The 24730-nt window shown below is 54.8% G+C and carries 26 protein-coding genes and 1 rRNA gene; 9 read left to right on the top strand and 18 right to left on the bottom strand.

Annotation, left to right across the window (positions count from 1 at the left end; all coding sequences use genetic code 11):
* Positions 1 to 148: 148 nt before the first annotated feature.
* Positions 149 to 409, top strand: a complete 261-nt coding sequence (locus G7090_RS17370; protein WP_106994567.1) for a YfhL family 4Fe-4S dicluster ferredoxin — start codon at positions 149 to 151, stop codon at positions 407 to 409.
* Here the strand turns inward: G7090_RS17370 and acpS are convergent.
* The 12 genes from acpS to rseD all read right to left on the bottom strand — a co-directional run bounded on the left by acpS (position 406) and on the right by rseD (position 9802).
* Complete coding sequence (gene acpS, locus G7090_RS17375; protein ID WP_106994566.1) at positions 406 to 786, bottom strand: holo-ACP synthase; 381 nt, start codon at positions 784 to 786, stop codon at positions 406 to 408. The genes G7090_RS17370 and acpS overlap by 4 nt on opposite strands.
* Entirely contained in the window at positions 786 to 1517 is a 732-nt protein-coding gene (gene pdxJ, locus G7090_RS17380) for a pyridoxine 5'-phosphate synthase (protein WP_106994565.1), read from the bottom strand. The genes acpS and pdxJ overlap by 1 nt, the downstream gene beginning before the upstream one ends.
* A gap of 27 nt (positions 1518 to 1544) precedes the next feature.
* Positions 1545 to 2252 (bottom strand): DNA repair protein RecO, encoded by a 708-nt coding sequence (recO, locus tag G7090_RS17385; protein WP_166183393.1) that lies wholly within the window; start codon positions 2250 to 2252, stop codon positions 1545 to 1547.
* 11 nt (positions 2253 to 2263) lie between these two features.
* A complete protein-coding gene (gene era / locus G7090_RS17390) occupies positions 2264 to 3169 on the bottom strand; it encodes a GTPase Era (protein WP_166183395.1) in 906 nt (301 codons plus the stop codon).
* Entirely contained in the window at positions 3166 to 3846 is a 681-nt protein-coding gene (gene rnc, locus G7090_RS17395; RefSeq protein WP_106994562.1) for a ribonuclease III, read from the bottom strand. Before rnc ends, era begins: the two co-directional genes overlap by 4 nt.
* 223 nt (positions 3847 to 4069) lie before the next feature.
* On the bottom strand, positions 4070 to 5044 hold the full coding sequence (gene lepB / locus G7090_RS17400) for a signal peptidase I (protein WP_142486736.1): 975 nt from the start codon (positions 5042 to 5044) through the stop codon (positions 4070 to 4072).
* A 17-nt stretch (positions 5045 to 5061) separates the two neighbouring features.
* Entirely contained in the window at positions 5062 to 6861 is a 1800-nt protein-coding gene (gene lepA, locus G7090_RS17405) for a translation elongation factor 4 (protein WP_106994560.1), read from the bottom strand.
* Positions 6862 to 7044: 183 nt separating this feature from the next.
* Complete coding sequence (rseC, locus tag G7090_RS17410) at positions 7045 to 7521, bottom strand: SoxR-reducing system protein RseC (RefSeq protein ID WP_106994559.1); 477 nt, start codon at positions 7519 to 7521, stop codon at positions 7045 to 7047.
* A complete protein-coding gene (rseB, locus tag G7090_RS17415; RefSeq protein WP_106994558.1) occupies positions 7518 to 8471 on the bottom strand; it encodes a sigma-E factor regulatory protein RseB in 954 nt (317 codons plus the stop codon). The genes rseC and rseB overlap by 4 nt, the downstream gene beginning before the upstream one ends.
* On the bottom strand, positions 8471 to 9121 hold the full coding sequence (rseA, locus tag G7090_RS17420) for an anti-sigma-E factor RseA (RefSeq protein ID WP_106994557.1): 651 nt from the start codon (positions 9119 to 9121) through the stop codon (positions 8471 to 8473). The genes rseB and rseA overlap by 1 nt, the downstream gene beginning before the upstream one ends.
* 31 nt (positions 9122 to 9152) lie before the next feature.
* On the bottom strand, positions 9153 to 9728 hold the full coding sequence (rpoE, locus tag G7090_RS17425; protein WP_166183397.1) for an RNA polymerase sigma factor RpoE: 576 nt from the start codon (positions 9726 to 9728) through the stop codon (positions 9153 to 9155).
* Positions 9725 to 9802 carry a rpoE leader peptide RseD gene (gene rseD, locus G7090_RS23830; protein WP_223263911.1) on the bottom strand — a complete coding sequence of 26 codons (78 nt, stop codon included), beginning with the start codon at positions 9800 to 9802 and terminating at the stop codon, positions 9725 to 9727. Before rseD ends, rpoE begins: the two co-directional genes overlap by 4 nt.
* A gap of 348 nt (positions 9803 to 10150) precedes the next feature.
* Here rseD and nadB point away from each other — a divergent pair, with 348 nt between their 5' ends.
* Positions 10151 to 11770 carry an L-aspartate oxidase gene (gene nadB, locus G7090_RS17435; protein WP_166183399.1) on the top strand — a complete coding sequence of 540 codons (1620 nt, stop codon included), beginning with the start codon at positions 10151 to 10153 and terminating at the stop codon, positions 11768 to 11770.
* Here the strand turns inward: nadB and G7090_RS17440 are convergent.
* The gene (locus G7090_RS17440; protein ID WP_166183402.1) at positions 11755 to 12492 is read right to left on the bottom strand and encodes a tRNA1(Val) (adenine(37)-N6)-methyltransferase; all 738 of its coding nucleotides are present in this window, start codon (positions 12490 to 12492) and stop codon (positions 11755 to 11757) included. The genes nadB and G7090_RS17440 overlap by 16 nt on opposite strands.
* 132 nt (positions 12493 to 12624) lie before the next feature.
* Between G7090_RS17440 and srmB the strand changes: the two genes are divergently transcribed.
* A complete protein-coding gene (gene srmB / locus G7090_RS17445; protein ID WP_166183404.1) occupies positions 12625 to 13953 on the top strand; it encodes an ATP-dependent RNA helicase SrmB in 1329 nt (442 codons plus the stop codon).
* Between the two features lie 51 nt (positions 13954 to 14004).
* Here the strand turns inward: srmB and grcA are convergent, their stop codons facing one another.
* Positions 14005 to 14388 (bottom strand): autonomous glycyl radical cofactor GrcA, encoded by a 384-nt coding sequence (grcA, locus tag G7090_RS17450; protein ID WP_039029771.1) that lies wholly within the window; start codon positions 14386 to 14388, stop codon positions 14005 to 14007.
* 313 nt (positions 14389 to 14701) lie between these two features.
* Between grcA and ung the strand changes: the two genes are divergently transcribed.
* Entirely contained in the window at positions 14702 to 15391 is a 690-nt protein-coding gene (ung, locus tag G7090_RS17455; protein WP_166183406.1) for a uracil-DNA glycosylase, read from the top strand.
* Positions 15392 to 15480: 89 nt separating this feature from the next.
* Here ung and G7090_RS17460 read toward each other — a convergent pair whose 3' ends face one another.
* The gene (locus G7090_RS17460) at positions 15481 to 16581 is read right to left on the bottom strand and encodes a tRNA/rRNA methyltransferase (RefSeq protein WP_106994552.1); all 1101 of its coding nucleotides are present in this window, start codon (positions 16579 to 16581) and stop codon (positions 15481 to 15483) included.
* A 205-nt stretch (positions 16582 to 16786) separates the two neighbouring features.
* Between G7090_RS17460 and trxC the strand changes: the two genes are divergently transcribed.
* The 5 genes from trxC (at position 16787) to G7090_RS17485 (ending at position 22508) form a co-directional block, all read left to right on the top strand.
* Positions 16787 to 17206 (top strand): thioredoxin TrxC, encoded by a 420-nt coding sequence (gene trxC, locus G7090_RS17465; protein WP_106994551.1) that lies wholly within the window; start codon positions 16787 to 16789, stop codon positions 17204 to 17206.
* Positions 17207 to 17277: 71 nt separating this feature from the next.
* Entirely contained in the window at positions 17278 to 17976 is a 699-nt protein-coding gene (locus G7090_RS17470; RefSeq protein ID WP_166183408.1) for a tRNA-uridine aminocarboxypropyltransferase, read from the top strand.
* 35 nt (positions 17977 to 18011) lie between these two features.
* Positions 18012 to 20675, top strand: coding sequence for a protein lysine acetyltransferase (gene pat / locus G7090_RS17475; protein ID WP_166183410.1), 2664 nt, complete (start codon positions 18012 to 18014; stop codon positions 20673 to 20675).
* A 110-nt stretch (positions 20676 to 20785) separates the two neighbouring features.
* On the top strand, positions 20786 to 22141 hold the full coding sequence (gene pssA, locus G7090_RS17480) for a CDP-diacylglycerol--serine O-phosphatidyltransferase (protein ID WP_166183413.1): 1356 nt from the start codon (positions 20786 to 20788) through the stop codon (positions 22139 to 22141).
* 31 nt (positions 22142 to 22172) lie between these two features.
* Entirely contained in the window at positions 22173 to 22508 is a 336-nt protein-coding gene (locus tag G7090_RS17485) for a YfiM family lipoprotein (protein WP_269469076.1), read from the top strand.
* Here the strand turns inward: G7090_RS17485 and G7090_RS17490 are convergent.
* The 3 genes from G7090_RS17490 to rrf form a co-directional block, all read right to left on the bottom strand.
* The gene (locus G7090_RS17490; RefSeq protein ID WP_166183415.1) at positions 22505 to 23812 is read right to left on the bottom strand and encodes an MFS transporter; all 1308 of its coding nucleotides are present in this window, start codon (positions 23810 to 23812) and stop codon (positions 22505 to 22507) included. The two genes, G7090_RS17485 and G7090_RS17490, sit on opposite strands and share 4 nt — an antisense overlap.
* 152 nt (positions 23813 to 23964) lie before the next feature.
* The gene (locus G7090_RS17495; protein ID WP_166183417.1) at positions 23965 to 24420 is read right to left on the bottom strand and encodes a DUF4385 domain-containing protein; all 456 of its coding nucleotides are present in this window, start codon (positions 24418 to 24420) and stop codon (positions 23965 to 23967) included.
* Between the two features lie 115 nt (positions 24421 to 24535).
* Positions 24536 to 24651: ribosomal RNA gene (rrf, locus tag G7090_RS17500) — 5S ribosomal RNA — on the bottom strand.
* Positions 24652 to 24730 lie beyond the last annotated feature (79 nt).

The raw sequence follows: 24730 nt of genomic DNA on the forward strand, positions 1-24730 counted from the left end.
AAGCTGCCTCTGCGTTGGCTGCGTCTGCTCACCCCAGTCACTTACTTGAGTAAGCTCCTGGGGATTCTCAGACTTGCCGCCTTGATGCAACTTGAATGATTTTGTGTATAATGCCCGCCCTGTTTGTGTTGTTTCTGAGAATTTCCTGATGGCGCTGTTAATCACCAAAAAATGCATCAATTGCGATATGTGCGAACCTGAATGCCCGAACCAGGCGATTTCGATGGGGGACAGCATTTATGAGATTAACAGCGACCGTTGCACCGAATGCATTGGCCATTACGAGACGCCAACCTGCCAGAAGGTGTGCCCTATCCCCAATACCATCCTGAAGGATCCGGCACACTCTGAATCCGAAGAGCAACTGTGGGACAAGTTTGTCCTGATGCACCACGCGGACAAGATTTAACTTTCGATAATCACCGTGGCACAGGCGTAATGGCGTTCATCCGCCAACGTGACGTGCATATGCGCCACGCCCAGCTTTTCCGCCAGCGTTAACGCCTCGCCCCACAGCCTGAGGCGCGGTTTACCCAATTCATCGTTAAACACTTCGAACTGATTAAACGCCAGGCCGTTGCGGATCCCGGTGCCGAAGGCTTTTGCCGCCGCCTCCTTCACCGCAAAACGTTTGGCCAGAAAACGCACCGGCTGCTGGTGCGTATTCCAGATGGCCCATTCGTTATCGCTGAGCACCCGGCGGGCAAGGCGATCGCCGCTACGGGCAATCACCGCTTCGATACGGTCAATTTCAACGATATCCGTGCCTAAGCCGAGGATAGCCATTACTTGCGCGCTTCCAGCATCAGGCGTTTCATCTCAGCCACCGCCTCTTTCAGCCCGCTCATCACTGCACGACCGATAATCGCATGGCCGATGTTCAGCTCGTGCATCTCCGGGATGGCAGCAATGGCTTTAACGTTATGGTAGGTCAGGCCGTGGCCGGCATTGACCTTAAGGCCGAGGCCCGCTGCATAGGTGGCCGCTCTGGCGATGCGATCCAGCTCTTTCGCCCGGGTGGCGTCATCTTCGGCATCAGCGTAACAGCCGGTATGGATCTCGATGAACGGCGCGCCCACGTCGGCGGCGGCTTTAATCTGCGCTTCATCGGCATCGATAAACAGCGACACCAGGATCCCGGCATCGGCCAGGCGTTTGCAGGCGTCACGCATCTTATCCAGCTGACCGGCCACGTCCAGCCCACCCTCGGTGGTCACTTCCTGACGCTTTTCCGGCACCAGGCAGCAGAAGTGCGGTTTGGTCTCAACGGCAATCGCCAGCATCTCTTCGGTGACCGCCATCTCCAGGTTCATGCGGGTATCCAGCGTCTGGCGCAGGACACGTACGTCACGATCGGTGATATGACGACGATCTTCGCGCAGATGCACGGTAATGCCATCGGCGCCCGCCTGCTCGGCAATGAATGCCGCCTGAACCGGATCGGGATATGCCGTCCCGCGCGCGTTACGCAGGGTGGCGATGTGGTCAATGTTGATGCCTAACAGTAATTCAGCCATGACAATCCTCGGTTTTCTTTTGATTCGTTAACGCTTCGGCACAAACTGCCGGAATAATTCGCGGCTCTTAAGGGGCTTGCCACCAAGATACGGCTTGAGCGCAATGCGGGTAAAGCGTTTTGCCGCCCGCAGGGTGCCGACGTCGGGAAACTCGCGCTCCGCCAGCGCCCGCAGATCCCGTCCGGTGAAGGTGCTGTTGTCGATAACGACGCTGGCGATAAAACCCTTCTCTTCGCGATAGCGGTAGGTCATGGCGTCTTCGACCGGATCGCCGCTGCCCGCACAGTGCAGAAAATCGACGCCGTATCCCAGATGCCCGAGCAACGCCAGCTCAAAGCGACGCAGCACCGGTTCAGGCGAGCCGGTAACGCCTGCCAGCGCCTGCAGACAGTGCAAATAGTCGAAAAAGAGTTCAGAGAAGCGGGTTTCATGTTCAAGAACGCGCGTGATCAGCTCGTTCACATACAGACCGCTGTACAACGTAATACCAGAGAGGGGGAGAGCCAGAGAGACGGCTTCGGCACTGCGCAGGGTTTTGACTTCCCCACGTCCGCCAAAGCGCACCAGCAGCGGTGTGAAGGGTTGTAGCGCGCCCTTCAGATTAGAACGTTTGGAACGTGCGCCTTTGGCAACAAGGCGCACGCGGCCTGACTCTTCCGTGAAGACGTCCAGCATCAGGCTGGTTTCGCTCCACGGACGGCTGTGAAGGACAAAGGCTCTTTGCCATCCATCCACGTTTTAGTGACTTAAACGTCGTCGCCGTAACCAAGACTACGCAGCGCGCGCTCGTCATCGGCCCAGCCAGATTTCACTTTCACCCACAGTTCCAGGTGAACCGGAGCTTCAAACATCTCCTGCATGTCCTTACGGGCTTCGATACCGATGGTTTTGATCTTGGCGCCTTTGTTGCCAATCACCATCTTCTTCTGCCCTTCGCGCTCAACGAGGATCAGCCCGTTGATGTCATACCCGCCGCGCTCGTTGGTCTGGAAACGTTCGATTTCCACGGTCACAGAGTATGGCAGTTCAGCGCCGAGGAAACGCATCAGCTTTTCACGGATGATTTCAGACGCCATGAAGCGCTGAGAACGGTCAGTGATGTAATCTTCCGGGAAGTGATGAATCGCTTCCGGCAGATGCTTACGTACGATGCCCGCGATGGTATCCACGTTCAGACCAGTCTCGGCAGAGAGCGGGACGATATCGAGGAAGTTCATCTGGCTACCCAGCCACTGCAGATGCGGCAGCAGATCGGCTTTTTCCTGCACGTTATCAACTTTGTTGACCGCGAGGATCACCGGGGTTTTACCGTCGCGCAGCTTGTTCAGCACCATCTCGTCGTCCGGCGTCCAGCGGGTGCCTTCAACCACGAAAATCACCAGCTCAACGTCACCGATAGAGCTGCTCGCCGCCTTGTTCATCAGACGGTTAATGGCGCGTTTCTCTTCCATATGCAGACCCGGGGTATCGACATAAATCGCCTGATACGCTCCTTCGGTATGGATCCCGACAATACGGTGACGGGTGGTCTGCGCCTTGCGGGAGGTGATGGAAATCTTCTGTCCCAGCAGATTATTCAGCAGGGTTGACTTGCCTACGTTCGGACGTCCGACGATGGCAACAAAACCGCAGTAACTCTTTTCTTCGCTCATTCCAGCTCCAGCATTTTTAACGCCTGTTCGGCGGCAGCCTGTTCCGCCTTGCGACGGCTTGAACCTGTGCCAACCACCGGTTCACTCAGGCCACTGACCTGGCAATGGATGGTAAATTCCTGATCGTGTGCTTCGCCACGAACCTGCACTACCAGATAAGATGGCAGTGGCAGATGGCGACCCTGCAAATACTCCTGCAAACGGGTTTTTGGATCTTTCTGTTTATCACCCGGGCTGATTTCATCCAGGCGCGACTGATACCAGTTCAGGATCAGCTGCTCAACCTTCTGGATGTCGCTGTCGAGAAAAACACCACCGATTAACGCTTCGACGGTATCCGCGAGAATAGATTCACGACGGAAGCCGCCGCTTTTCAGTTCGCCAGGCCCGAGTCGCAGGCACTCACCCAGTTCAAATTCACGGGCAATTTCGGCGAGCGTATTGCCACGTACCAGCGTTGCGCGCATGCGGCTCATATCACCTTCGTCCACACGCGGGAAACGATGATAAAGCGCATTCGCAATAACAAAACTTAAAATGGAGTCGCCCAGAAATTCGAGTCGCTCGTTGTGTTTGCTGCTGGCACTGCGATGGGTTAATGCCTGTTGCAACAACTCCTGATGCTGAAAAGTGTAGCCCAGCTTCCGTTGAAGCCGATTAATTACGATGGGGTTCATGCGATACCAATAGAATAAATGCGTCAAAAATGCAGCACACGAAACCGTCCTGAGGGAGCCAACGCGGTTTCGTGTGCCGTGGCACTGAATCAGCGCCAACCTTAAACTTCGGGGGAATATTCTATACGCAACGACAGGGGTTGTCGTTAGTCAGAAGAGATTTATCACTGAAATAATTCACGTAGCCTCTAATTAAAGAGACTACGTGCTCATTTATCAGGAATTAATGGATGCCGCCAATACGATTTAACCGTACGCCGGTTGGCCATTCGCCTTCCTGTTTCTCAAAGCTCATCCAGATGGTGGTCGCTTTGCCAACCAGATTCGCTTCCGGCACAAAGCCCCAGTAACGGCTGTCCGCGCTGTTGTCGCGGTTATCACCCATCATGAAGTAATGTCCCGGTGGCACAATCCAGGTCGCCAGCTGCTGCCCCTGCTGCTGATAGTACATCCCCAGCTGATCCTGAGCGATGGAGACGGTCAGGATACGGTGCGTTACATCACCCAGCGTCTCTTTACGCTCATTCAGACGAATACCGTTCTCTTTGGTCTCGCCTTTTGGCAGCTGGAAGAATCCGCTGGTGGCTTCGCCGCCGTTGCGACGGGCAAACGTCTGCACGAAATCACTTGGCTCAACGCCGGAGTAAGTCACCGCTAACGCACTGCCACAGGCCGTACCGGAACTGCAACCAGGCTGAACCGTCACCTCTTTCGAGACCGGATTATACGTCACCTTATCGCCCGGTACGCCGACGGTGCGCTTGATGTAATCCAGACGCGGATCGTCCGGATATTTAAACACCACGATATCGCCACGCTTCGGATGGCCGGTTTCGATCAGCGTCTTCTGGTAGATCGGATCTTTAATGCCGTAGGCAAACTTCTCCACCAGAATAAAATCACCGATCAGCAGCGTTGGCATCATCGAACCGGATGGGATCTGAAAAGGTTCATAGATAAACGAACGCACCACCAGCACAATCGCCAGCACCGGAAAGACGGAAGCGCCGGTTTCCAGCCAGCCCGGCTTCGGGCTGACCTTTTTCAGGGTTTTCGCATCCAACTGGTCGCCCGTGGCCGCCTGTGCGGCAGCCTGACGTTCGTGGCGTTTCGGGGCAAAGATAAACTTATCCAGACACCACAACAGCCCCGTCACCAGGGTGGCAATCACCAGGATCAGGGCAAACATGTTCGCCATGCCAACTCCTTATAGGATTATTTTCCGTCTTTACCCACGTGCAGAATGGCGAGGAACGCTTCCTGCGGCAGCTCGACGTTACCGACCTGCTTCATACGCTTCTTACCTTCTTTCTGCTTCTGGAGCAGCTTTTTCTTACGGCTGACGTCACCGCCATAGCATTTTGCCAGAACGTTTTTACGCAACTGTTTCACCGTCGCACGGGCGATGATGTGGTTGCCAATGGCCGCCTGAATCGCAATGTCGAACTGCTGGCGTGGGATGAGCTCTTTCATCTTCTCGACCAGCTCGCGACCACGGTACGGGGCATTGTCGTTGTGGGTGATCAGCGCCAGCGCATCAACGCGTTCGCTGTTGATCAGCACGTCCACACGCACCATGTTAGAGGCCTGGAAGCGTTTGAAGTTGTAATCCAGCGACGCATAACCGCGGGAGGTGGACTTCAGACGGTCGAAGAAGTCGAGCACCACTTCCGCCATCGGGATTTCATAGGTCAGCGCAACCTGGTTACCGTGGTAAACCATGTTGGTCTGCACGCCGCGTTTTTCGATACACAGCGTGATGACGTTACCCAGGAACTCCTGCGGCAGCAGCATGTGACACTCCGCGATCGGCTCGCGCAGCTCATGAATATTATTCAGCGGCGGCAGCTTGGATGGGCTGTCGACGTAGATAACTTCTTTCGAAGTGGTCTCTACTTCGTAGACTACCGTCGGGGCGGTGGTGATCAGGTCCAGATCGTATTCACGCTCCAGACGCTCCTGGATGATCTCCATGTGCAGCAGGCCGAGGAAGCCACAGCGGAAGCCGAAGCCCAGCGCCGTTGAGCTTTCTGGCTCATAGAACAGGGAGGCATCGTTCAGGCTCAGCTTGCCGAGCGCGTCACGGAAGTTCTCGTAATCGTCAGAGCTGACCGGGAACAGACCCGCGTAAACCTGCGGTTTTACCTTTTTGAAGCCTGGCAGCGCTTTATCTGCCGGGTTACGCGCCTGGGTCAGGGTATCGCCTACTGGTGCGCCGAGAATGTCTTTGATAGCGCAAACCAGCCAGCCTACCTCGCCGCATTTCAGCTCGGTACGGTCAACCTGTTTTGGCGTGAAGATCCCCAGACGGTCAGCGTTATAGACCTGTCCGGTGCTCATCACTTTAATTTTGTCGCCTTTGCGCATGGTGCCGTTTTTAATACGCACCAATGAGACAACGCCGAGATAGTTATCGAACCAGGAGTCGATGATCAGCGCCTGCAGTGGCGCATCAGCGTCACCTTCCGGGGCCGGGATGTCACGCACCAGACGTTCCAGCACATCGGGAACGCCGACACCGGTTTTTGCCGAACAGCGCACTGCGTCCGTAGCGTCGATACCGACGATATCTTCAATCTCTTCCGCTACGCGCTCAGGATCGGCGGCTGGCAGGTCGATTTTGTTCAGAACCGGCACTACTTCAAGATCCATTTCCATCGCGGTATAGCAGTTGGCCAGGGTCTGGGCTTCTACGCCTTGCCCGGCATCAACCACCAGCAGCGCGCCTTCACAGGCCGCCAGCGAACGGGATACTTCATAGGAGAAGTCAACGTGGCCTGGGGTGTCGATAAAGTTGAGTTGGTAGGTTTCACCGTCAGACGCTTTATAGTCGAGCGTAACGCTCTGCGCTTTAATGGTAATACCGCGTTCGCGTTCCAGGTCCATGGAGTCCAGTACCTGGGCTGCCATTTCACGATCAGACAGGCCACCGCAAATCTGGATAATACGGTCAGACAGCGTCGACTTACCGTGGTCAATGTGAGCAATGATCGAAAAGTTACGTATGTTCTTCATATAGTTAAATAATTATGCCTTACGAATTCCTGGAGGCCGCTGTTCATAGCCTGACGTTTTTCAGTGCGAAAACGCAGCATTCTACACTACATCTCCTTCACCGGGAAATGCTCTTCCAGCAAGCTTAGCGCTTAGATCCGGCGTTTTCTTTTATGAGATGTAAATAAACAAAGCCCGGTGACATCACCGGGCTTCAGAAGAGAGCATTTCGACACGAAGTTGATCGGGGGGCAAGCCGACGCTAAGAATAACGGGCTGCCACTCCTCGCGCACGGCAAGCCTGGACGAAAAGCCGCGGGCAAGTAAAAAGCCACCCACGCCCCCCAGGGCTGCACCGCACATCGCGGCAGGATCGGTACCAAACAGCACCTGGAATAGACCGCCCAGGGCAAACAGCCCCACCAGCGGAGAGAGATAGACCAGCATCGCCGAGCCGAGCAGGCTGCCTTCGGCGATCCCTAACTCGACTTTTTGACCTGTCACCAGCGGCTCTGTGCTGGGCACGCTAATGGTATGTGATGTTTGCGGCCCGAGTTTGTTCAGCACCCGGCTTCCGCAACCGGCGCGGGAGGCGCAGCTGTTACAGGACGCTTTAACGTCACAGTGAACCAGCGCAACGCCCTCGTGCCATGAAACGACAGTTGCCCACTCTTTGATCATTGTCCGGCCCTGAATTTAATGCTGTCGGCGATGCGTTTCGCCGTCTGCGGCGGCAGTTCGCCCACCACGGTGATCTCGGCGTTGTCACGCACGCTGGTACTCACGGTGCGGCGTCCGGTACGCAACATCTGATCGGCGCTGACCGGTGTTGCCCGATTGACGTTAACCGAGAAGCTGAACAGACCGTCGGAGTAAAGACGGGATTCAACCGCGGTATCAATCGTCGGCAGCTGACGTCGACTGCTGGACACTTCACTGAAGCCCTGAGGGATCCAGTCTGGTGCCCAGTTAAACTTGATGGGATCGCCTGCCGGGACAGAGAGCAGCGGCGGCAGGTTGGCTTTTGCCAGATTCTGCATGCTGTTGCCGACCTGATCGTCAATGGTGAAGGAGATCACCCGGAACTGCTCCAGCGTCTCGCCATCACGATCCAGCAGATCAACCCGCATGGGTAATTTTGTTTCCGCATCCATCCAGACGATATAGCTGTAACGCGTTCCGTCCCTTGCAACCACACGCAGTACTTCACATAGCCGATCGGCGATGCGGGTACGACCTACGGCGATAAAATCGTAGTAAGGGGCAAGCCGTTTGAAGTCGGTATAGATGAGCGAAGGCAGCGAATCAACGATGTAATCGCCGTTCAGCGTAAAGGGTTCAAGACCCGGCTCAAAATAGCTGATTTCATTGCCACGCTGCACGACTTCGCGGCGCGGACCATCCATCTGCAAAAGCTGGGCAAGCGGCTGTTTATCAAGACGGGCATGGCGATAGCGTAACGACTCTACGCCCTGCTTATTGATACTGATAAAAGCCAGCTCATAGTTGAGTGACTGGCTGGCCTGGTTCATCTGCTGTAACAACGCCCCGGACGATACATCAGCCGAGGCGTTGACAGTGAACAACAGGCTACCCGCCATCAGAGACATGGCGCACCAAAGTTGCTTCATTACTGCGATTGCGTTCCTAAAGTTTGGTTTCCAGGCACTTGCACAGCAGCCTGCTGGGTTTGCGCCTGCTCAAACTGAAGTTGCTCGGAATGCAGACGGCGCTGCAATTCGTAGTCCTGCAACATCGCATTAATGCGACGGCGTTGCTCTTGTACCTGCTGCTGCTGACCGGCGCCTGCCGATGCATCAGAAGGAATACCCAGGCTTACCGGGCTGGCTTTGCCCATCATCGGCAGTGTGTTAAACACTGGCGCTTCAGGTTGCTGGCTCACTTCAGATTGATTGTTATACTGCTGGACGCCAACAATAACTGCAAGCGATACGCACGCAGCGACGCCCATTTGCGTCAGTTGACTCGCCCAGGGACGCACTTTGTTCCAGAAAGGCATCTTCTGCCACAGGTGCGGTGCCGGTTGGGCTTCAGGAATCAGCGGAGTGGCCTGAGAAACAGGTTCATTCTCGATGGCAGCCATTACGCGAGCTGAGATATCGAAATGGAGGACATCGCTGGTATCACCGCGCAAGGTATCGCGGATGAGATGATAACTCTCCCAGGTTTTTTGCATCTCAGGAGAGCGAGAGAGCTCGTTGAGCATCTCACTGTCCAGCGTCTCACCATCCATTAAAGCGGAAAGTTGTTCTTTCTGCATGCCTAATACCTTTTCCAGTATCCCGCTATCGTCAACGCCTGATTAGCGGTTGAACTTTATTATCAATAGCTTCTCGCGCACGAAAGATTCGTGAGCGAACCGTACCGACCGGGCAATCCATGATAGCGGCTATCTCTTCATAGCTCAGGCCATCTAACTCCCGCAACGTAATTGCCATGCGTAAATCTTCCGGGAGCGACTCGATGGTGCGAAAAACTATTTGTCTCAGTTCTTCTGACAACATTAAGTTCTCAGGGTTCGAAATTTCTTTTAACGCGCCGCCGCTTTCAAAATTTTCTGCGTCGATGGCGTCAACATCGCTTGAAGGCGGACGACGGCCCTGAGCGACGAGGTAGTTCTTGGCAGTATTGACCGCAATACGATACAGCCAGGTGTAAAAAGCACTATCTCCCCGGAAAGATTCCAGCGCGCGATAGGCTTTGATAAAAGATTCTTGCACCACATCAGGAACATCCCCTGAAGGTACATAGCGGGATACCAGACTCGCCACCTTATGCTTGTAGCGCACCACCAGTAAGTTAAAGGCTTTCTGATCTCCCTTCTGGACCCGTTCAACCAGAATCTGGTCCGTTAACTGCTCGCTCATCCGAGGTAATGTCTCCCCAAACCTAAAATCCACGCGTTATCGAAACGCCACTCCAAACACTGCACTGTGAGCAAGCAGTTGCTTTGAGGGTCTTTTTTTCGAAAAGTTCCGTCACGCCTTTGTTTTTGTTAATCGCGTCGCAGACTGTTCATTTTCTATCATTATAAGTCTGATACTGAAACGCACCCAGTTTCTGATAAGAATTGGCATTTTACCGCTTGCAGGGTACCGCAAGACGGGCTTTATTTCACCACATAATCTGAAGCTAACGATCTGCTTCGCAAAATATTTTCGCTCTTTTTGTGTCTGTCCGCGCCAGACGCCCTGTTTAGCCGTTGCAACCCGGCTTAAAAAAAACGTGCGATTCATCGCACTCGGGTGCTATGCTGGCCAAACATTGTTTAGTAAATTAAACACACATCATGAACGCAATTTCTGAACTCTCCTGTGACGTACTGATTATCGGCAGCGGTGCCGCTGGCCTTTCACTGGCGCTGCGACTTGCCTCACACCAGAAAGTGATTGTCCTCAGCAAAGGTCCCATCAGCGAAGGCTCCACCTTCTATGCACAGGGCGGGATTGCCGCTGTGTTTGATGAAACGGACAGTATCGACTCGCATGTGGAAGATACTCTGATTGCTGGCGGCGGTATCGTGGATAAACACGCCGCGGAGTTTGTCGCCAGTAATGCCCGTCACTGTGTGCAGTGGCTTATCGATCAGGGTGTGTTGTTTGATACGCATGTGCAGCCCAACGGGGAAGAGAGTTACCACCTGACGCGGGAAGGCGGCCATAGCCATCGCCGTATCCTGCACGCTGCGGATGCTACCGGTAAAGAGGTGGAAACAACGCTGGTGAGCCAGGCGTTGAGCCATCCGAATATCCAGGTGCTGGAACGCAGCAATGCGGTGGATTTGATCATTTCCGACAAGATTGGCCTGCCGGGCACGCGCCGCGTCGTGGGTGCCTGGGTCTGGAACCGTAATAAAGAGACGGTAGAAACCTGCCGCGCCAAATCAGTGGTGCTGGCAACGGGCGGTGCCTCTAAGGTGTATCAGTACACCACCAACCCGGATATCTCTTCAGGCGACGGGATTGCGATGGCCTGGCGTGCAGGTTGTCGCGTAGCCAACCTGGAATTTAATCAGTTCCACCCCACTGCGTTATTCCACCCTCAGGCCCGCAATTTCCTGCTTACCGAAGCCCTGCGCGGTGAAGGTGCGCACCTGAAACGCCCCGACGGCACGCGCTTTATGCCTGACTTCGACGAGCGAGGCGAGCTGGCCCCGCGTGATGTCGTGGCCCGCGCCATCGATCATGAAATGAAGCGCCTGGGCGTGGACTGCATGTATCTGGATATCAGCCACAAGCCCGAAGAGTTTGTGCGTCAGCACTTCCCGACGATCTATGAAAAACTGTTGGGGTTGGGCATCGACATCACCAAAGAGCCGATGCCTGTGGTGCCCGCGGCGCACTATACCTGCGGCGGGGTGATGGTGGACGATCATGGCCGGACCGATGTCGACGGTCTGTATGCCATCGGCGAAGTGAGTTATACCGGTCTGCATGGCGCCAACCGTATGGCATCTAACTCCCTGCTGGAGTGTCTGGTCTACGGCTGGTCGGCGGCGGAAGATATCACCAAGCGTATGCCTTATGCCCGCCAGGCGGAAAACCTGCCTGCCTGGGATGAGAGTCGCGTGGAAAACCCGGATGAACTGGTGGTGATCCAGCATAACTGGCACGAGCTGCGCCTCTTTATGTGGGATTACGTCGGGATTGTGCGCACTACCAAGCGACTGGAGCGTGCCCTGCGCCGCATTACAATGCTACAGCAGGAGATTGACGAGTATTACGCCCACTTCCGCGTATCGAACAATTTGCTGGAGTTACGTAACCTGGTTCAGGTGGCTGAGTTAATTGTGCGCTGCGCAATGATGCGTAAAGAGAGCCGCGGCCTGCATTACACGCTCGACTACCCGGAACAGCTTGAGCATTCCGGGCCGTCGGTGCTCTCGCCGCTGGCTCACATAAACAGATAGAACGGGTGGGTCAGCGCGGTGTAATCTTCGGAATAACGCTGGTCTGGCCCACGGATCACCATCCTGTCGCTGAAGCACTCCCCTTCTTTCGGCGACAGCGCCACCAGCACACGGTGCGGCAGCCTGCCATCCGTGTCAGCAATATCGGTGCGCAGACGTAAATACCAGCCCATCTCCAGGGCGTTATTAATAAGCGTACTGCCCGCGCTTTCCGGTAATACCACGCAGAAAAAGCCCTCTTCGGTGATCAACGCCGCCGCACAGGCTAACAGCGCGCCGTGATCGAGGGAGCCGGTTGAACGAGCTTGATCGCGCTCGGGCGTTGCGCACCCGACGCCGGGTTCATAATAAGGAGGATTGCTGACAATTAAGTCATAGCGAGCCGTTTGCTCTGGCGCCCAGGTAAGTACATCCGCACAATGGAGAGTGATACGAGCAGCCCAGGGTGATTCAGCCACGTTTTCCGCCGCCTGTTCGGCCGCCTGTGGATCCAGCTCAACCGCATCCAGGGTAACAGACTCCCCGGTACGCTGAGCCAGCATCAGCGCTAATAATCCGCTGCCGCTGCCAATATCGAGGATACGTTTAACGCCCGCTACCGGTGCCCATGCCCCCAGTAAAATGCCATCAGTGCCGACTTTCATCGCACAGCGATCGTGCGCGACAAAGAACTGCTTAAAGGTAAAACCATCGCGGCGCAACTGCGCTTTGAGTTGAGACATGTCAGAGCAACCTTCAAAATGAAACGGGTGTAGCATAGGGGAAAGCGTAACGACGGAAAAGGGATATCCACACAAACAGATGAAGATCGCAGCCATAACGTCTATAATCAGCGCCCCACACAGAGGTAGAACATGACTGTAACGACTTTTTCCGAACTTGAACTCGACGAAAGCCTTCTGGAAGCCCTCCAGAATAAAGGCTTCACACGCCCGACTGCCATCCAGGCGGCAGCCATTCCGCCTGCGTTAGAAGGCCGCGACGTACTCGGTTCAGCGCCGACAGGCACCGGTAAAACAGCGGCGTACCTGCTGCCCGTCTTGCAGCATCTGATTGATTTCCCCCGCAAGAAATCCGGCCCACCGCGTATCCTTATTCTGACCCCGACACGTGAGTTAGCCGTTCAGGTTGCGGAGCATGCGCGTGAACTGGCCGCCAATACCCATCTGGATATCGCGACCATCACCGGTGGCGTGGCCTACATGAACCACGCTGAAGTGTTCAGTGAGAACCAGGATATCGTGGTCGCCACCACCGGACGTTTGATGCAGTACATCAAAGAAGAAAACTTTGACTGCCGTGCTGTTGAAACGCTGATTCTGGATGAAGCGGACCGCATGCTGGAGCTGGGCTTCGCGCAGGATATTGAACACATCGCAGGCGAAACCCGCTGGCGCAAACAGACCATGCTGTTTTCTGCGACGCTTGAAGGTGATGCCATTAAGGACTTCGCTGAGCGTCTGCTTGACGATCCGGCTGAGGTCTCTGCCACGCCGTCCACGCGTGAGCGCAAAAAAATTCACCAGTGGTATTATCGTGCCGATAACTACGAGCATAAGCTCGAGTTACTTAAGCACCTGTTAAAACAGGATGATACGACGCGTACCATCGTCTTTGTACGTAAACGCGAGCGTGTGCATGAACTGGCTGAACAACTCCGTGCCGCAGGGATTAACAACTGTTATCTCGAAGGCGAGATGGCACAGATTAAACGTACCGAAGGGATTAAACGCCTGACTGAAGGTCGCGTAAATGTGCTGGTTGCCACCGACGTGGCGGCGCGTGGTATTGATATTCCTGAAGTGAGCCATGTGATTAACTTCGACATGCCGCGCAGCGGAGATGTCTACCTCCACCGTATCGGTCGTACCGGACGTGCAGGCCTGAAAGGCACGGCGATTTCTCTGGTAGAGGCGCATGACTATCTGCTGCTGCAGAAAGTGGGCCGCTATATCGACGAGCCGGTTAAAGCGCGCGTGATTGATGAACTGCGTCCGACGACGCGTCCGCCAAGCGAAAAAATGACGGGTAAGCCGTCGAAGAAAGTACTCGCTAAGCGTGCAGAGAAAAAAGAGAAAGAAAAAGAGAAACCACGCGTGAAGCAACGCCACCGTGATGCTAAGAACATAGGCAAGCGTCGTAAGCCAAGCGGCAGCGAGCCAGCTTCGCAGAAAGAAGAGTAAAAAAAACGCCGGGGTTAACCCGGCGTTTTTTTATCTGCATACTGACAGCGATTAGAGGCTGGCAGTAAAGGTACGGGCAATCACGTCACGCTGCTGCTCTGCAGTCAGTGAGTTGAAACGAACGGCATAGCCAGAAACGCGGATGGTCAGCTGCGGATATTTTTCCGGATGCTTAACGGCGTCTTCCAGTGTTTCGCGACGCAGTACGTTAACGTTCAGATGCTGACCGCCTTCCACACGCACTTCCGGTTTGATTTCCATTGGGATTTCGCGATATTCGATCTCGCCCAGGGCATTAACCTGAACAACTTCATCTTCCGCAAAGCCTGCTTTTGCACATACGCAGCGCGCTTCGCCTTTTTCGCTGTCCAGCAGCCAGAAAGAGTTCAGCAGGTCGTCGTTTGCAGCTTTAGTAATCTGGATACCAGTAATCATGTGATGCCTCCCTTAAACTACACTATTGGGTGTCGCCCGTTGTTTAGGGCAATTGGTAAAACCATTGTTGCTTGAGTGTATATATATCAGTCAACCCCTCGGCATTCTTTGACTTAAATCAATAAAAACCACACCAGCAAAAGGGTGATAGCGGGAGATTATTGTTTTATATCAATTTTCCCCAAAGCCAGAATTCAAAAACGTCGTAATTTTTTAAATATTTTTCAGTAAGATGACCTTTTTCCCCCGGCAATTTTGCGCCCTCGTCATAAGCAGTTAAGCTAGGGACAGAGAAAATTCGCAGGAGAGCGAGATGACAACACCTTTAACCTGGCACGATGTACTGGCCGATGAGAAAAAGCAGCCTTATTTCGTCAACACCCTGAATACGGTAGCCGCTGAACGTGAGTCCGGCACCACCATTTATCCGCCTCAGAAAGACGTCTTTAACGCCTTTCGTTTTACCGAACTGGCCGATGTCAAAGTGGTGATCCTGGGCCAGGATCCTTATCACGGGCCGGGTCAGGCGCACGGTCTGGCCTTTTCCGTGCGTCCGGGCGTGGCTACCCCTCCTTCCCTGCTGAATATGTATAAAGAACTGGAAGCCTCGGTCCCCGGCTTTACCCGGCCTGCGCATGGCTATCTGGAAAGCTGGGCGCGTCAGGGCGTACTGTTGCTCAACACCGTGCTGACGGTTCGCGCCGGACAGGCGCATTCGCATGCCAGTCTCGGCTGGGAGACATTTACGGATAAAGTCATCAGCCTGATTAATCAGCATCGGGAGGGGGTAGTGTTTTTACTGTGGGGATCGCACGCGCAGAAGAAAGGGGCGATCATTGATACCCAGCGTCATCATGTCCTGAAAGCACCGCACCCGTCACCGCTGTCAGCGCATCGCGGCTTTTTTGGCTGCAATCATTTTGTGCTGGCGAATGAATGGCTGGAGAAACAGGGCGAAACGCCAATTGACTGGATGCCAGAGTTACCGGCTGAAAGTGAGTAGATAAGATAAATAGGCCGGGTAAGGCGAAGCCGCCACCCGGCACACTGCCCGGCGGCGCTACGCTTGCCGGGCCTACGAACAAAGCGGGATTACGCTTTGTTCTGACGCCACCACTCCGCCAACAGAACGCCGGTCGCAACGGATACGTTGAGGCTTTCTACATTGCCGGTGCCATCGATAGAGACGCTCAGATCGGCGCTGGACAGTGCCGCATCGGTAAGACCATCACGCTCCTGACCCAGAACCAACACCATTTTACGCGGCAGCGTCGCTTTAAACAGCGGCGTCGTACCTTTATGGCTGGAGGTGGTCACAATGGCATAGCCTGCTTTACGGAACTGCTCAATCGCTTCCAGTACGCTGTCGCCAGTGATCGGCTGAACGTGCTCCGCACCGCCTTCTGCCGTACGGATTGCCGCACCGGATTCCAGCAGAGCCGCATCCTGCAACAGTACCCCTTTCACGCCGAAATGGGCGCAGCTGCGCATCATCGCGCCGAGGTTGTGCGGGTTACCTACGTCTTCCAGGGCCAGTACGCAGTCATCTTCATCAGCCTGGCTGACCCACTGCTTAACGGTTGTCCCGTTACGTTTCTTAATCAGGAAGCAGACGCCACCGTGGTGTTCGGTGCCAGACGCTTTGGTGATCTCTGCATCGTCTACAACGTGGTAGGCTTTGCGATTAGCCGCCATCCAGCGCAGCGCTTCTTTGAAACGCGGCGTGACGCTCTGGATAAACCAGGCGCGCACGATGCAGTCTGGACGGCTCTGGAACAGGGCCTGACAGGCATTTTCGCCATAAACGCGGGTCTCTTCCGCGCGCTGACGGCGAATCACTTCCGGATCTATAACCGTTTTACCGGCCATGCTGCCGTGATCGACAGGCGCTTTGGACTCATCGCCTGGCGCGCGGGAAACGGTACGCCATGGTGACGCATCGCGGTTAAAGTCGTCGCGTTTGAAATCATCACGCTTACGGTCGTCACGTTTGCGATCGTCGCGTTTGCGGTCATCACCGCGGCTGTTTCTCTCATCGCGGGCGGGGCGACGGCCACCGTCTGCACGAGATGGCCCTGGACGCCCGCCACCTTTTCCGGTACGCGGATTTTCGGTGCGTTTATCAGAGTCATCATCACTGCGGACATACATCACTTTGACCTTGCCGCTTTTGTTTTTCAGTTCGTCGTTCATGCTTTTCTCCACCAGCGCTGCGCGAAGCGCGCAGATTACCCGATGTACCCGCGCATAGCCATTACTTCGTATAAAAGCCTGTGACTATTGTTCTTATTGAATAAAACGCATTGTCGTTTCAAACAGGGTCGTTGATAATATGTAACATATTGGAAACATAACCGGCATGTTGCCGATTTGTCCCCCGCTCTACCTGAGGTTAGTTATGAATACCGTATGTGCCAACTGCCAGGCTCTTAACCGCATTCCGGATGATCGAGTTGATGATGGAGCAAAATGCGGACGCTGCGGTCATGAATTGTTCGATGGTGATGTCATTAATGCTACCGGTGCAACTCTGGATAAACTGCTGAAGGACGATCTGCCGGTAGTGGTCGATTTCTGGGCGCCATGGTGCGGCCCGTGCCGTAACTTCGCGCCAATCTTTGAAGATGTCGCTGAGGAGCGTAGCGGGAAAATGCGTTTCGTAAAAGTGAACACCGAGGCTGAACGTGAGTTAAGCGCCCGCTTCCGCATTCGCAGCATCCCGACCATCATGATTTTCAAGAATGGTGAAGTTGTCGATATGCTGAACGGTGCAGTCCCGAAAGCGCCGTTTGATAGCTGGCTGAACGAATCCCTCTGATATTCCGGGGCACGTAACTTGTGCCCCGCCCTCGCCTCTGCGAGAATGGCGTTTTTTCTGCGCACTCCCCCATGACTGATAACGCCGTACTACAATTGCGCGCTGAACGCCTGGCGCGTGCGACTCGCCCCTTTCTTGCCCGTGGTAACCGCATTCGTCGCTGTCAGCGTTGCCTGCTGCCGCTTAAGCAATGCCTGTGCGCGACCCTGACCCCCAGCCATGCCGAAAGCCGTTTTTGTCTGGTGATGTTTGATACTGAACCGATGAAGCCCAGCAATACCGGACGGCTGATCGCGGATATTTTACCGGATACTACCGCCTTCCAGTGGTCACGCACTGAGCCGCCACAGGCGCTGCTCGATCTCGTCACCAGCCCCGATTATCAACCGATGGTAGTGTTCCCGGCCTCCTATGCCGGTGATACGCGTCAGGTGCTGACGGCTCCGCCTTCCGGAAAGCCGCCGCTGTTTATCATGCTGGATGGCACATGGACCGAGGCGCGCAAGATGTTTCGCAAGAGCCCTTACCTGGATGCTTTGCCGGTTATCTCCGTCGATCTGTCGCGCGTTTCAAATTACCGACTCCGGGAAGCCCATGCGGACGGCCAGTACTGCACCGCCGAAGTGGCAATTGCCCTGCTGGATCTGGCGGGAGATGTGCAGGCGGCGAACGCGCTGGGCGATCACTTCTCTCTTTTCCGTGAACGCTATCTGGCCGGAAAACCCATTCGTACGGGAAGCATCACAGCAGCGGAGCCGGAAAGCGTTTAAAATCATCAGGTCACTCGCCCTTTCAGGAGACTTGTATGAGCCAGCGCGGGTTAGAAGCCTTACTCCGCCCCAAATCCATCGCCGTGATCGGCGCGTCGATGAAACCCGAACGCGCCGGTTACCTGATGATGCGAAACCTGCTCGCAGGCGGTTTTAACGGCCCGATCCTGCCGGTGACGCCCGCGTATAAAGCCGTGCTGGGCGTCCTGGCCTGGCCCGATGTGGACAGCCTGCCCTTTATCCCCGATCTCGCGGTGCTCTGTACCCACGCCCGACGCAATATCACGCTCCTCGAGGCGCTGGGGAAAAAGGGCTGTAAAACCTGCATCATTCTCTCCTCGCCGCCTGAACAGCAAAAAGAGCTGATGGCCTGCGCGGCGCGATACCAGATGCGACTCCTGGGGCCAAACAGCCTTGGCCTGCTGGCCCCCTGGCAGGGGCTGAACGCCAGTTTCTCTCCCGTTCCGATACGTAAAGGCAAGCTGGCCTTTATCTCCCAGTCGGCGGCGGTCTCCAATACCATCCTCGACTGGGCCCAGCAGCGCGAGATGGGATTCTCCTACTTCATCGCCCTGGGCGATGGGCTGGACATTGATGTCGACGAGCTGCTGGATTTCCTGGCGCGCGATACTAAAACCAGCGCCATCCTGCTTTACCTTGAGCATCTTAGCGATGCGCGACGCTTTGTGTCGGCGGCCCGCAGCGCCTCGCGCAATAAACCGATTCTGGTGATCAAAAGCGGACGCAGCCCGGCCGCCCAGCGTCTGCTGCATTCGCATTCGGGGATGGATCCGGCCTGGGATGCGGCCATCCAGCGTGCCGGCCTGTTGCGCGTTCAGGATACCCACGAACTCTTTTCCGCTGTCGAAACGCTGAGCCATATGCGTCCGCTCCGGGGAGAGCGGCTGATGATCATCAGCAACGGTGCCGCCCCCGCCGCGCTGGCGCTGGACGAGCTCTGGCTGCGCAACGGGAAGCTGGCCGCGCTCAGCGAAGAGACACTCCAGCGCCTGCGTGAGACGCTCCCGCCCGGCGTAGAGCCCGGTAATCCCCTTGATTTGCGCGATGATGCCAGCAGCGATCGCTATATCAGCGCCTTCAACATCTTGCTGGAAAGCCAGGATTTTGATGCCCTGATGGTCATTCACTCTCCGAGTGCTGCAGCGCCGGGTAGCGAAAGCGCCCGTTCACTGATTGAGGCCGTGAAGAAGCATCCGCGGGGGAAATACGTGTCGCTGCTAACCAACTGGTGCGGTGAGTTTTCTTCGCAGGAGGCGCGGCGCCTGTTCAGCGAGGCGGGATTGCCAACATACCGCACCCCGGAAGGCACCATCACTGCCTTTATGCATATGGTGGAGTACCGGCGTAACCAGAAACAGCTGCGGGAAACACCTGCGCTGCCGGGGAATCTGACGGCCAATACCGGACATGCCCGGGCCCTGCTGCAACGCGCCATTGACGACGGCGCGCGTTCGCTGGATACCCATGAGGTGCAGCCGATCCTCAACGCCTTTGGCATGCATACCCTACCGACCTGGATCGCCAGCGACAGCGCGGAAGCGGTGCATATCGCCGAGCAGATTGGTTATCCGGTGGCGCTGAAACTGCGCTCCCCCGATATCCCGCATAAGTCAGAAGTACAGGGCGTGATGCTGTACCTGCGCACCGCGGCGGAAGTTCAGCAGGCGGCTGATGCGATTATCGATCGCGTTAAAATGACCTGGCCTCAGGCACGGATCCATGGCCTGCTGGTGCAAAGCATGGCCAACCGTGCGGGCGCGCAGGAGCTACGGGTGGTGGTAGAACAGGATCCGGTCTTCGGTCCGCTGATCATGCTGGGTGAAGGAGGCGTGGAGTGGCGCCCTGAAGATCAAGCGGTGGTTGCCCTGCCTCCACTGAACATGAACCTCGCCCGTTATCTGGTCATTCAGGCAATCAAGAGCAAGAAGATCCGCGGGCGCAGCGCCTTACGACCGCTGGATATTGCCGCCCTGAGCCAGTTCCTGGTGCAGGTATCGAACCTGATTGTCGACAGTCCGGAAATCCAGCGCCTGGATATTCATCCTTTACTGGCCTCCGGCAGCGAGCTGACGGCGCTGGATGTGACGATGGATGTGGCAGCCTTTACCGGCGATCGCGAAAGCCGACTGGCGATCCGCCCTTACCCCCATCAGCTTGAGGAGTGGGTGGAGATGAAAAATGGCGAGCAGTCGCTATTTCGTCCCATTCTGCCGGAAGATGAACCGCAGCTGCAGCGCTTTATCGCCCAGGTAACAAAAGAAGATCTGTACTATCGCTACTTTAGTGAAATCAACGAATTTACCCACGAAGATTTAGCCAATATGACGCAGATCGACTACGATCGGGAAATGGCGTTTGTTGCCGTCCGCCGCACTGATGAGGGCGATGAGATCCTTGGCGTGACGCGCGCTATCTCCGATCCCGATAACGTCGATGCAGAATTTGCGGTGCTGGTTCGCTCCGATCTAAAAGGGTTGGGGTTAGGAAGACGGTTACTGGAAAAGCTGATCGGTTATACGCGAGATCACGGACTTATCCGCCTCAATGGCATTACTATGCCCAACAACCGTGGCATGATCGCCCTGGCGCGAAAATTAGGCTTTACCGTTGATATTCAGCTGGAAGACGGCATTGTCGGGTTGACGCTGGCGCTGATGTCGGCAGGTAAACAAGAGTAAGGTACTGGAAATGTTGACCACTTTAAACGGCACTGATGGTATGATTGCCCGCTTCTGTTGTCTGCATAGTCCACATAATCCTTCAATGAACAGAGAAGAAACGCACTGTGATGTTGTCCAAATTTAAGCGTAATAAACATCAACAACACCTTGCTCAACTACCGAAGCTTTCTCAGTCAGTTGATGATGTAGAGTTCTTTTATGCTCCCGCCGATTTTCGGGAGACGCTACTGGAAAAAATTGCCAGCGCAACGCATCGTATTTGCATTATCGCGCTTTATCTTGAACAGGATGAAGGCGGCAGCGCCATTTTACGCGCGGTATACGAGGCCAAACGTCAGCGCCCTGAACTGGATGTCCGCATTCTGGTTGACTGGCATCGCGCCCAGCGCGGCCGTATCGGTGCGGCTGCATCTAACACCAATGCCGACTGGTATTGCCGCATGGCGCAGGAAAACCCTGGCGTAGACGTGGCGGTTTATGGTGTCCCGGTCAACACCCGTGAAGCGCTCGGTGTACTCCATTTCAAAGGCTTTATCATTGATGACAGCGTGCTGTACAGCGGCGCGAGCCTGAATGACGTCTATCTGCATCAGTTGGATAAATACCGTTACGATCGCTATCACCTGGTGCGTAATGCCCGTATGGCGGACGTCATGTTCGGGTGGGTGGATCAGAACCTGGTGCACGGTCGCGGCGTGAATCGCCTTGACGATCCCCATCGTCCAAAAAGTCCGGAGATCAAAAATGACATTCGCCTTTTCCGTCAGGAACTGCGCGATGCCATGTTTCATTTCCAGGGTGATGCAGACAACGAACAGCTTGCGGTGACTCCGCTGGTAGGCCTGGGAAAATCCAGCCTGCTCAATAAGACCATTTTCCATCTTATGCCGTGTACCGAGCATAAGCTGACCATCTGTACGCCATACTTCAACCTGCCGGCTGTGCTGGTGCGTAATATCATTCAGCTCTTACGCGACGGCAAAAAGGTAGAGATTATCGTGGGCGATAAAACCGCGAACGATTTCTTCATTCCGGAAGATCAGCCGTTTAAGATCATCGGTGCCCTGCCTTATCTGTATGAGATCAACCTGCGCCGCTTCCTGAGCCGCCTGCAGTATTATGTGAATACCGATCAGCTGGTGGTACGTCTCTGGAAAGATGAAGACAACAGCTATCACCTGAAAGGGATGTGGGTTGATGATGAGTGGATGCTGCTGACGGGGAATAACCTCAACCCGCGCGCATGGCGACTGGATCTTGAGAATGCCATTCTGATCCACGACCCGCGTCATGAACTGGCCCCTCAACGCGAGCGTGAGCTGGAGCTGATCCGCACCCACACCACTGTGGTGAATCATTATCGCGAGCTGCAAAGCATCGCTGATTACCCGGTTAAGGTCAGAAAACTGATCCGCCGCCTGCGCAGGATCCGAATCGATCGCTTAATCAGCCGCATCTTGTAATATTCAGCCCTGTCATTGACGGGGCTTTTTTATGGAGGTCGTTGTGCGTTATTTCCTGTTAATGAGCTGCCTGGTATTGTGCGGCTGCAGCCATATGGCTCAGGATAGCTGGTCTGGTCAGGATAAGGCGCAACACTTTTTAGCATCGGCGATGCTATCAGCCGCGGGTAATGAATATGCCCAACGCCAGGGTGTTAGCCACGATCGTAGCGCTGCGTACGGCCTGATGTTTTCAGTAAGTCTGGGAGCATCGAAAGAGCTGTGGGACAGCCGCCCGGCGGGGAGCGGCTGGAGCTGGAAAGATTTTGCGTGGGATATCGCCGGGGCCACTGCTGGCTATAGCCTGTGGCAACTGGCGGAGCACTAAAGACGGATCCCCTTCCCTTTTCGGTGCAGCATTAAAGAGACGACAAACGCCAGCGCGCCCATCAGCGTGACGTACCAGAAGAAGGTCGTTTCACTGCCTACCGACTTCAGTGACAGCGCGACATATTCCGCCGAACCGCCAAACAGCGCATTCGCCACCGCATAAGACAACCCAACTCCCAGGGCACGCACCTGAGCGGGGAACATCTCTGCTTTAAGGATACCGCTGATCGAGGTGTAAAAACTGGCTATGATCAGCGCGACCATTACCAGGGCGAACGCGGCATAAGGGGAAGAAACATGCTGAAGCGCCGTGAGAATAGGTACTGTGCATAATGCCGACAAGCCGCCAAAGATCAGCATTGAATTCCGGCGGCCGATTTTATCCGATAGCGCGCCGATAACAGGCTGAATGAGCATAAAGACAAATAGCGCCCCCGTCATGACCATACTCGCCACGTTAGCGTGCATGCCCGTGGTATTAACTAGATACTTCTGCATATAGGTCGTGAAGGTATAGAAGGTGAGCGAGCCGCCTGCGGTAAAGCCAAGCACCATCAAAAATGCCTTACGGTTACGCCATAAACCTTTGAATGAACCCGCCTCTTTTAACGCTCTCACCTCTTTTCGTGATGTTTCTTCCAGCTGACGGCGTAACCATAACGCCACAACGGCAAGTACTGCGCCGAGCGCAAAAGGAATACGCCATCCCCATGCCCGGAGATCTTCATCACTTAACACCTGCTGCAGGATCACCACGGCCAGGAGCGCCAACAGCTGACCGCCAATCAGCGTTACATACTGAAAGGAGGCATAAAAACCTTTACGCCCTTCCACTGCGACTTCACTCATATAAGTTGCGCTTGTGCCATATTCTCCCCCGACGGAAAGACCCTGGAACAATCGCGCCAGTAACAGTAAGGCCGGTGCCCATGTGCCAATAGCGTCATAGCCGGGCAAACAGGCGATAACCAAAGAGCCGAAACACATCATGCAGACGGAGATCAGCATGGACGTTTTACGCCCTTTACGATCGGCGATACGACCAAACAGCCAGCCGCCAATCGGACGCATTAAAAAGCCAGCAGCGAAAACGCCTGCCGTTTGCAGCAGCTGGGTCGTGGTATTGCCAGATGGGAAGAAGATATGGGCAAAGTAGAGTGAGCAAAACGAGTAAACGTAAAAGTCGAACCATTCAACCAGATTGCCTGAAGATGCGCCGACGATTGCCCAGATCCTGCGGCGAGTGTCGCCGTCTGCTGCTTTTTTACTATCCGTATCTGTACTTGCTACGGTTACTGTCATTTTAAATCCCCTGTCTTACATTGCGGGCCATTGCACCCATTCCAGTAAAACCAGATTTAAAATTTAACGTTAGGTAAAAAAATTGTTTCTATTATGTTTCATTTAATTTTGTGAGACACATCATAAAACGGGGGCTGGTATGGGAGCCATCTTCATCCCCATTTTTTCTGATGCGCTTGTTTTCTTTGCAAATAATCTTCGTCAGCACGAATTTTATCCCACCATCCTTTGAAAACTTTTGCCGCTTCGGCTTTAATGGGATCATGATCTAACGGACGAACATTGCGTTCATCGTCGTACTTTTTCCCGCCTTTATGGTTGGCGTAGCGTCTGGCGCGGGTATAACCCATCTGAATAAATTTTCTGGCCATATCCATGCCAACGAAATCGTCTTGCTGGCGGTATTGCTCAAATAACGCGTAAATCTCCTGCGCAGATTTTGTCGCAACCACAGCATTCTTGTATCGCCAGTAAGGCAGGATTTCACTTTTGTAAGGTTCAACCAGCAGAACACCTTGCTCTCCCCGCCCCACCTGGTAAAGCTCAGGGTGATCACGAAAGTTGGTGTTGGCGAAATCCTGTTCATAGTTAAAGGGTGGGTTCGGCAAAATAACCTCGCTGATGATACGTATCTTGTTATTTTAGCCAGAGATTGTGAAGTTTGCCCGGTTCGGGAAATGCAAAAAACCCCGTACCTACCGGTACGGGGTTTCTTTAATTGATGCCTGGCAGTTCCCTACTCTCGCATGGGGAGGCCCCACACTACCATCGGCGCTACGGCGTTTCACTTCTGAGTTCGGCATGGGGTCAGGTGGGACCACCGCGCTACAGCCGCCAGGCAAATTCTGTTGTTCACCCCGCCCTCAGGCGTGATGAGTAATCTGTAATCAGCTGAAAATCGTCTTCAAATCCGCCGAA

The sequence above is a fragment of the Leclercia sp. 29361 genome, assembly GCF_011290365.1.
Classification (GTDB): Bacteria; Pseudomonadota; Gammaproteobacteria; order Enterobacterales; family Enterobacteriaceae; genus Enterobacter; species Enterobacter tamurae.

Coding starts and splice junctions, on each gene's coding strand:
- G7090_RS17370 (WP_106994567.1), top strand. CDS start 149: ATGGCGCTGTTAATCACCAAAAAATGCATCAATTGCGATATGTGCGAA.
- acpS (WP_106994566.1), bottom strand. CDS start 786: ATGGCTATCCTCGGCTTAGGCACGGATATCGTTGAAATTGACCGTATC.
- pdxJ (WP_106994565.1), bottom strand. CDS start 1,517: ATGGCTGAATTACTGTTAGGCATCAACATTGACCACATCGCCACCCTG.
- era (WP_166183395.1), bottom strand. CDS start 3,169: ATGAGCGAAGAAAAGAGTTACTGCGGTTTTGTTGCCATCGTCGGACGT.
- rnc (WP_106994562.1), bottom strand. CDS start 3,846: ATGAACCCCATCGTAATTAATCGGCTTCAACGGAAGCTGGGCTACACT.
- lepB (WP_142486736.1), bottom strand. CDS start 5,044: ATGGCGAACATGTTTGCCCTGATCCTGGTGATTGCCACCCTGGTGACG.
- lepA (WP_106994560.1), bottom strand. CDS start 6,861: ATGAAGAACATACGTAACTTTTCGATCATTGCTCACATTGACCACGGT.
- rseC (WP_106994559.1), bottom strand. CDS start 7,521: ATGATCAAAGAGTGGGCAACTGTCGTTTCATGGCACGAGGGCGTTGCG.
- rseB (WP_106994558.1), bottom strand. CDS start 8,471: ATGAAGCAACTTTGGTGCGCCATGTCTCTGATGGCGGGTAGCCTGTTG.
- rseA (WP_106994557.1), bottom strand. CDS start 9,121: ATGCAGAAAGAACAACTTTCCGCTTTAATGGATGGTGAGACGCTGGAC.
- rpoE (WP_166183397.1), bottom strand. CDS start 9,728: ATGAGCGAGCAGTTAACGGACCAGATTCTGGTTGAACGGGTCCAGAAG.
- nadB (WP_166183399.1), top strand. CDS start 10,151: ATGAACGCAATTTCTGAACTCTCCTGTGACGTACTGATTATCGGCAGC.
- G7090_RS17440 (WP_166183402.1), bottom strand. CDS start 12,492: ATGTCTCAACTCAAAGCGCAGTTGCGCCGCGATGGTTTTACCTTTAAG.
- srmB (WP_166183404.1), top strand. CDS start 12,625: ATGACTGTAACGACTTTTTCCGAACTTGAACTCGACGAAAGCCTTCTG.
- grcA (WP_039029771.1), bottom strand. CDS start 14,388: ATGATTACTGGTATCCAGATTACTAAAGCTGCAAACGACGACCTGCTG.
- ung (WP_166183406.1), top strand. CDS start 14,702: ATGACAACACCTTTAACCTGGCACGATGTACTGGCCGATGAGAAAAAG.
- G7090_RS17460 (WP_106994552.1), bottom strand. CDS start 16,581: ATGAACGACGAACTGAAAAACAAAAGCGGCAAGGTCAAAGTGATGTAT.
- trxC (WP_106994551.1), top strand. CDS start 16,787: ATGAATACCGTATGTGCCAACTGCCAGGCTCTTAACCGCATTCCGGAT.
- G7090_RS17470 (WP_166183408.1), top strand. CDS start 17,278: ATGACTGATAACGCCGTACTACAATTGCGCGCTGAACGCCTGGCGCGT.
- pat (WP_166183410.1), top strand. CDS start 18,012: ATGAGCCAGCGCGGGTTAGAAGCCTTACTCCGCCCCAAATCCATCGCC.
- pssA (WP_166183413.1), top strand. CDS start 20,786: ATGTTGTCCAAATTTAAGCGTAATAAACATCAACAACACCTTGCTCAA.
- G7090_RS17485 (WP_269469076.1), top strand. CDS start 22,173: ATGGAGGTCGTTGTGCGTTATTTCCTGTTAATGAGCTGCCTGGTATTG.
- G7090_RS17490 (WP_166183415.1), bottom strand. CDS start 23,812: ATGACAGTAACCGTAGCAAGTACAGATACGGATAGTAAAAAAGCAGCA.